The sequence below is a fragment of the Martinezella rhizogenes genome (genome assembly GCF_000799715.1).
GTDB lineage: Bacteria > Pseudomonadota > Alphaproteobacteria > Rhizobiales > Rhizobiaceae > Rhizobium > Rhizobium rhizogenes_C.
On record NZ_JUHG01000001.1, the window covers coordinates 276170 to 282630 of the forward strand.

The window sequence follows — 6461 nt, forward strand, 5'->3', positions numbered from 1 at the left end:
GCACCAACTCCCGTCACCGGGCGTCTTCGGTTTGAATTTTAAAGATATAAACAATATCAAACATAATGTAACAAATATCAACCGATATTCCGGCTTAACGTGGCAGCCAGCCACGGATAATGACAGGGGCCACTCCACTTCACCGCCAATCGTGTGGGCGTTGCGGTCACGAGGCTAGAGTGTGGACGAAGGAGCGCTGGTTCTTATCGGGCGACGATGATCTCGACGCCTGCCTTCTTCAAGGCGCTATCGAGTGCACCCGTCGGCGCCTCGTCGCAAATCAGGGTGTTGAACTCGCCAAGACCGGCGACCAGCACCAGCGACATGCGATCGAACTTCGTCGAATCGCAGAGCACGACCCTTCGGGAAGCACGCGTGAGATAGACGCGCTTCATGTCCGTTTCCTCGAATGAATAGTCGAAAATTCCATCCGCGGTGAGCCCCGATACCCCCACGAAGGCGATGTCGAACCACAGCGTTTCGAACTGGCCGACCGCGGAAGGCCCGCTGGTCGACATTTCCTCGCTGCGTATCTTGCCGCCGGCAAGATAGGTTTCCACGCCCCTGCTAGAAAGTTGACCGGCGCTGCGAATACTGTTGGTGAAAATCTTGGCCTGGGCGCGCGGGGCGAATGCCTCGGCGACAAAATAGGTGGTGGTTCCCACATCCAGCGCAATGCTGCGCGCCCCGTTCGCCAGCTCTGCGGCGACCGCGGCAATCCGTCGCTTGAGAGAGACGTTGCGGGCAAGACGAGCGTCGAAAGCTGGCTCTTCCCCGTCGAAATTGTCGGTCACGGCAATTGTCGGCGCGCGATCCGGCTTGACGGCGCCGCCATGCGTGCGGATCAGCCTGCCGTCCTTCTCCAGCTCGACGAGATCGCGCCTCACCGTCATCTCGGACACGGCCAACTGCTGGGCGAGATCACTGACCGTCACGGACCCGGCCCGACTGATCTCGCTGACGATCGCCGCCTGCCTGACCTGCGCAAGGAATTTCGGACGTTCATTCGGTTTCGAAGCGGACTGCTCGCTCGTCATCTGGCCCTTGTCTCGTTCTCGTTCTCACCAGCTGTCTGAGCGCCTCGGGACCGCCCCTTCAAACATGGTATGTTCGAATCAAACATACAACAGCGATTCAGGATACGCCTGAGCTTGCATTGATGTACAGACGCACATTTCTCACGCCTGTGGGGAAAGCGCATGTTCAGTCCCCAAAAGCTCTCGGAGAAGAAACAGATTGTCGATGACACGCGCCAGGGGGGCGTTTTCCGCGTGGCCAGCATTTTCGCCGGTACTGAGGAACACGGCGTAGAGACCGGCTGCATGCGCCGAGCGAACGCCCGTGCTGCTGTCTTCGACCGCGACCACGGTTTCGGGCACCAGATCAAGCCGCTCGGCGGCCATACGGTAGGGCACAGGCGAAGGCTTACCCTCGCTGACGTCATCGAGGCTGATAGAGAAGTCGATACAGGAGCTTACCCCGAGCGCCTCGAGATTGGCGTCTACAATCGCTCGACATGAATTGGAAACGCAGACCTGCGGTATTCCGAGAAGATGAAGGTCGCGGACAATGTCCACGGCCCCGGGGATGGCGACGAGAGAGTGCCGGCCGGCGACGTAATGGCGATTGATTGCAGCGATCCAATCGGCCTCCTGAAGTGTTGGCGGCAGCCTGTCGCGCAGCATGAGCCATACATTCCCCATATGGATTCCGCGAAACGCCATGTCGGGCAGATCACGAAGATCAGTGCCGAACTCCAACGAGGCCGCGACCAGTGCACGATGGTGCAGAGGCTCGCTGTCGACCAGCGTGCCATCTATATCCCAAGCGACGGCTGAAAATCGCGTCCGCGTCATGAACGGCGCTTCCAAGTCGGCGCAACGCGCTCATAAAGCTCGCGATAGCGGTGATAACCGGCCTCGTAAGTGGCAATGTTTTCGGCTTCTGGCCCCAGAACCTCGGAGAAGGTGACGAAACGGGTGACGCTACGCCAGTCACTTTCGAGACCCACGCCGACCGCCGCAGCCCAGGCCGCGCCGATGCAGGAGCCGGGATGGCCGGAAAGCCGCTGCAACGGTGCATTGAGCACATCCGCCACGATCTGCATCCAGACAGTGCTTTGGGATCCACCATCCGACACTAGGAAACGCTTCGGTTCGTGGCCCATGTCGACCAGCACCTCGACATGATGGCGGATCGCGTAGGCATAGGATTCGAGCAGCGCCCGCCATATATGGCCAATGTCGTGGGACAGTGTCAGGCCCTCAATCACGCCCCGCGCCGCCGGATCATGAATCGGCGTCTTCTCGCCGAGAAGATACGGTAGGATCGTCAGGCCGTCGGCGCCGGCCGGCTTGCTACCGGCAAGCACGTCGAGATGCTGGTGAATGCTACGCCCAGCCGCCAGTGCCGCCGCCCGTTCTCCACCGGCAAAGGTTTCGGCGAACCAGTTCAGCACCGAGCCGCCGGTCGACATGCAACCGTTCGGCATGTAGAGCCCGGGCACGAGATGATAGTCGAGAAAGAGCCGTGGATCCGGCTTGACGACGTCGGTCGCCGTCAGAATATCCACCGCACCGCCGAATTTCAGTAGCACGTCGCCCGCATCGATCACGCCGGCGCCGAGGGCGGACGCAATCATGTCCGCCGCGCCGCCGACAACCGGCGTGCCGACGGCGAGCTTTGTCTCGGCCGATCCGCGGGCATCCACATGCCCCATGATTTCCGAGGAGGCACGCTTTGGCGGAACAACGTCCCGGTTGATATGCGCCAGGAGCACCAGTTCGTCGTCAATGGCATCAGTCGCGACGTTGACGAAACCGGCCTCCAGCGCCCAGTTCTGCTCCACCGCGCGCATGCCGGTCAGCCGGTAATTAATATAGTCGTAGGAGCCGAACACAGTTGCGACCCGGGCAAACACATCCGGCTCGTTCTTTTCGATCCAGCGCAGCTTGGCTGTAACGAGTTGCTGATTGATGCCGTTGCCTGCCCTGGCTAGAAAGTCGGCTTCATCCCATTCCGCCCGCAGGTCCTCGACCTCGGCGCCGCAGCGGCCGTCGCTTTGCTGAATGCTCGGCCGAAGGACGGCACCTTCCCTGTCGAGAAGAACAACGGCGGGCAGCATGCCCGTCACCCCGATGCCCGTGATGTCGGATGCGGCGAGACCGGAAACCTCCAAAAGCTCGGTGATGATGGCGCAGGCATTCGCCCACCAATCCTGAGGATTTTCCTCGGCCCAGCCGGCCTGGGGCGAGGAAAGTGTGACCGGCCGTGACGCCATGGCAAGGATCCGATCCGGTAGGCCGATGAGAATCCCGATGGTGGACGTCGTGCCGATATCCAGCCCAATGACCGCAGTCATGATAACTTCCTGTATTAGCGTAACGATTCCACGACATCCATGAAGCGCTTGACGCGGCTTGCGTCAACGGCGTTCCACGTATTGCCATCGACTTTGAAGTGGGTGCCGATCACACAGCCCTGCGCCATGGAAAAGATGTCGCGGATGTTGTCGATATTGACGCCGGTATTGGCGAAAACAGGCACATCCTTGACGGCTTCGCAAACCTCGCGCAGGTCTGACTGATTGGCCGGCTGCCCGGTGATCGGGCCGGAAACCAGGATCGCGTCGGCAACCGACGAGAACACCGCGCTCTTGGCACGCAACGCGATCGGGCGCTGATCGAGCGAGTGGGCGAACTCGGCGTTGATGTTAAACAACATCTTCATGTCACTACGGCCGAGATTGGCGCGAAGACGGGCAGCGCTGGCGCAATCCGGCTGCCAGAGACCCATGTCGGATGCGAACAGGCCGGTGAAGATTTCGCGCACGAAGCTTGCGCCTGTCACCGCGCCGATCGCGACGCTCGACAGCGGATCCCAGAGATAGTTGACGCCGAAAGGCACCTTCAGCGAAGGCTTTGTGGCCTGCACGATGGCGGTCATCGCCGCGATGCTCTCCGGCGATCCCTTGAAGACGTAAGGGCGATCGTTCTCGTTTCCGAACATGATCGCATCGACACCGCTGGCCTGAAGCTTCTCGACGTCGGAGGCAACGTCATCGATCAGCTTCTGAAGTCCGCCATCGGCGTTGTAAAGCGGCGAACCAGGAAGGGCGCCGATATGGGCCATCGCTATGACAGCCTTCTTGCGATCTCCAAAACATTCAAAAACCATTATCAAATCCTTCGGCGGCACCATGTTGTACCGCCCGATTTCCATGGGCGGCCTCTGTTATGTCCGATAGACCCCACAGGCGCGGGAGCTTCGAGCACGGACCGACCGGCATTTTGCATCCGAGCCGGGCCCGTCATCTGCCCGGAACATAAACAGCCAAACGAACTTAATCAAACAAAAAAAACATTTGCGAAGTTAGATTTTGTTGGATACGTTTTCAAAAAATGACAATAAGGAGCAGCCATGCAACAACCCGTTTTCCCCGAGCTTGAGGGGCGTCGCGCCTTTCTGACCGGCGGTGCTACCGGCATCGGTTTTGCGATCGCAAGGGCGCTGGCGGCGCAGGGTGTGACCATCGCGATTGCCGATATCGACTTCGCCGCGGCAGAACGGGCGGCGCAATCCATCGGCGGCGGTTCGGTGGCTGTCGAGATCGATGTTCGTCAGCGCGTATCCGTCGAAGCCGCGTTCGCTAAGGCGGTCTCGTTGATCGGAGGCTGCGAGATCGTCATTGCCAATGCCGGCGTCTCCACAATGCAGAAGGCGCTGGAACTGACTGACGAGGAATGGGATTTCAACTTCGACGTCAACACCCGCGGCATTTTCCTCACCAACCAGATCGCCGGGCGCCATCTGGTGGCACAGGGAAGCGGCTGCATCGTCAACACGGCATCGCTCGCCGCAAAGGTCGGAGCGCCGCTACTGGCACACTATTCGGCCAGCAAGTTTGCGGTGCTGGGATGGACGCAGGCCTTCGCGCGCGAGTTGGCGCCGACCGGCATTCGGGTGAATGCGGTGTGCCCCGGCTTCGTCAAGACTGGCATGCAAAGCCGCGAAATCGAATGGGAGGCGAGTTTGCGCGGCATCAGCGCCGAACAGGTGTTCAATGAATATGTAGGGCAGACGCCGTTGGGGCGCATCGAAACGCCGGAGGATGTCGCCGACGTGGTGGTCTTCCTGTGCTCGAACAGCGCCCGCTTCATGACCGGTCAAGGCATAAACGTGACCGGCGGCGTCTACATGACCTGACCGGCATCGGGGTCCGTGGGCGCCCCGGGCCTACATTCCTTACAGAATCAGACGAGAATCGACGAATGGTTTGCCTCCTGAAAAGTGATTCTTCTTGAGGTATCAGAAGGACGTTGAAATTCGATCCACGCACCAATGCCGAACAGTTACAGAATCGGGCCTTCGTTAAACACTCACGCGTCGCCCTTCCTTGTCGGCCGACTTTCGGTCTGAACCGTGCTTTTCAATGATAGCCTTTGCATCCTCCACGGATATGCGGTGCTTTTTGGCAAAGGGAATCGGCTCGTAAGGCTGCTGTGCTGCCACAGCGCTTGTTTTCTTGTCAGACATGGAAGTCTCCGATCTTGTTGGCTGCAGCGGAGTGCTGAAGCCTGTTGGATTGAATGGGATAGTCAGCGTACAAACTTGGCTGAATGCTCTTGCGGCATCGCCGCAAATCGCCGCCTCGGCGTTTTTCTTATCTGAGTCTGAGGGGCGTTTATTTTCGATGACGAAGAAGGTTGGGCAAGGGACGTCATCAATCGATGCAGCCACCCCCAACCCACATGGCAGCCCCTTGAAAGAACGGGTATCTGAGGCGTGATGTCCGTTCAGTATTTATTCTTCCGGACAATCTTGTTGCCCCGCGGCCCGGTAAGCACCGGCGTTCTGCCGCGGTTTTCCTCAAGCAAGTTACGCCAACGTTCCAGTCGATCGGCGGCCAACGCGCCGGTGGCAACGGCCGCCTGTACGGCACAGCCCGGCTCGTGAGCGTGCGTGCAATCGCGAAATCGGCAAAGCGGAGCCAGATCGGTGATTTCGCTAAACAAGGTATCGATGCCGTCGGTAACATCACTCACATAGAGCGTTCTAATTCCGGGCGTATCGATGACCCAACCGCCGCCGGCAATCGCATGCAGGGATCGCGCCGTTGTGGTGTGCCTGCCCTTCGCATCATGTTCGCGGATGTCTCCGGTCTTTTGTAGGGTTTCAGACCCCGCCCCAGCCAAGGTGTTCACCAGCGTCGATTTTCCGACGCCGGAGGATCCCACCAGCGCCACGGTTTGCCCGGCGCCGCACCAAGGCTTCAGCGCGAGAATTGCGTCTGCCGACCGCGCATTCAAAATAACGACCGGCAAACCGCGCTGTAACGCCATGGCTTGCTGCTGAAATGTGTCGGCATCGGCGACGGTGTCGGCCTTGGTCAGCACCACCACCGAAGTGGTCCCCGCCTGGTTGGCCATGATGAGGTAGCGTTCCAGTCTTGCAGGGTTGAA

Annotated in this window: 7 protein-coding genes; 1 reads left to right on the forward strand and 6 read right to left on the reverse strand. The window is 59.6% G+C overall.

The window, feature by feature from the left end:
• Window positions 1-203: 203 nt before the first annotated feature.
• The 4 genes from EX00_RS01250 to EX00_RS01265 form a co-directional block, all read right to left on the reverse strand.
• Window positions 204-1037, reverse strand: a complete 834-nt coding sequence (locus tag EX00_RS01250; RefSeq protein WP_047453288.1) for a DeoR/GlpR family DNA-binding transcription regulator — start codon at window positions 1035-1037, stop codon at window positions 204-206.
• Window positions 1038-1178: 141 nt separating this feature from the next.
• Window positions 1179-1856: an HAD family hydrolase gene (locus tag EX00_RS01255; protein ID WP_052210618.1), complete on the reverse strand. Its 678-nt coding sequence runs from the start codon at window positions 1854-1856 to the stop codon at window positions 1179-1181.
• Window positions 1853-3361 (reverse strand): FGGY-family carbohydrate kinase, encoded by a 1509-nt coding sequence (locus EX00_RS01260; RefSeq protein ID WP_047453290.1) that lies wholly within the window; start codon window positions 3359-3361, stop codon window positions 1853-1855. Before EX00_RS01260 ends, EX00_RS01255 begins: the two co-directional genes overlap by 4 nt.
• 14 nt (window positions 3362-3375) lie before the next feature.
• A complete protein-coding gene (locus tag EX00_RS01265) occupies window positions 3376-4176 on the reverse strand; it encodes a BtpA family protein (protein WP_047453359.1) in 801 nt (266 codons plus the stop codon).
• A 243-nt stretch (window positions 4177-4419) separates the two neighbouring features.
• Between EX00_RS01265 and EX00_RS01270 the strand changes: the two genes are divergently transcribed.
• The gene (locus EX00_RS01270) at window positions 4420-5205 is read left to right on the forward strand and encodes an SDR family NAD(P)-dependent oxidoreductase (RefSeq protein WP_047453292.1); all 786 of its coding nucleotides are present in this window, start codon (window positions 4420-4422) and stop codon (window positions 5203-5205) included.
• 165 nt (window positions 5206-5370) lie between these two features.
• On the opposite strand, the gene EX00_RS31380 is transcribed toward EX00_RS01270, so the two are convergent.
• On the reverse strand, window positions 5371-5739 hold the full coding sequence (locus EX00_RS31380) for a hypothetical protein (RefSeq protein ID WP_155293995.1): 369 nt from the start codon (window positions 5737-5739) through the stop codon (window positions 5371-5373).
• Between the two features lie 56 nt (window positions 5740-5795).
• The coding region (gene rsgA, locus EX00_RS01275; RefSeq protein ID WP_047453361.1) for a ribosome small subunit-dependent GTPase A at window positions 5796-6461 on the reverse strand (666 nt) is incomplete at its 5' end.

What these genes read in the sequence shown, in the direction of transcription:
- EX00_RS01250 (WP_047453288.1), bottom strand. Translation starts at nt 1,037, where the DNA reads ATGACGAGCGAGCAGTCCGCTTCGAAACCGAATGAACGTCCGAAATTC.
- EX00_RS01255 (WP_052210618.1), bottom strand. Translation starts at nt 1,856, where the DNA reads ATGACGCGGACGCGATTTTCAGCCGTCGCTTGGGATATAGATGGCACG.
- EX00_RS01260 (WP_047453290.1), bottom strand. Translation starts at nt 3,361, where the DNA reads ATGACTGCGGTCATTGGGCTGGATATCGGCACGACGTCCACCATCGGG.
- EX00_RS01265 (WP_047453359.1), bottom strand. Translation starts at nt 4,176, where the DNA reads ATGGTTTTTGAATGTTTTGGAGATCGCAAGAAGGCTGTCATAGCGATG.
- EX00_RS01270 (WP_047453292.1), top strand. Translation starts at nt 4,420, where the DNA reads ATGCAACAACCCGTTTTCCCCGAGCTTGAGGGGCGTCGCGCCTTTCTG.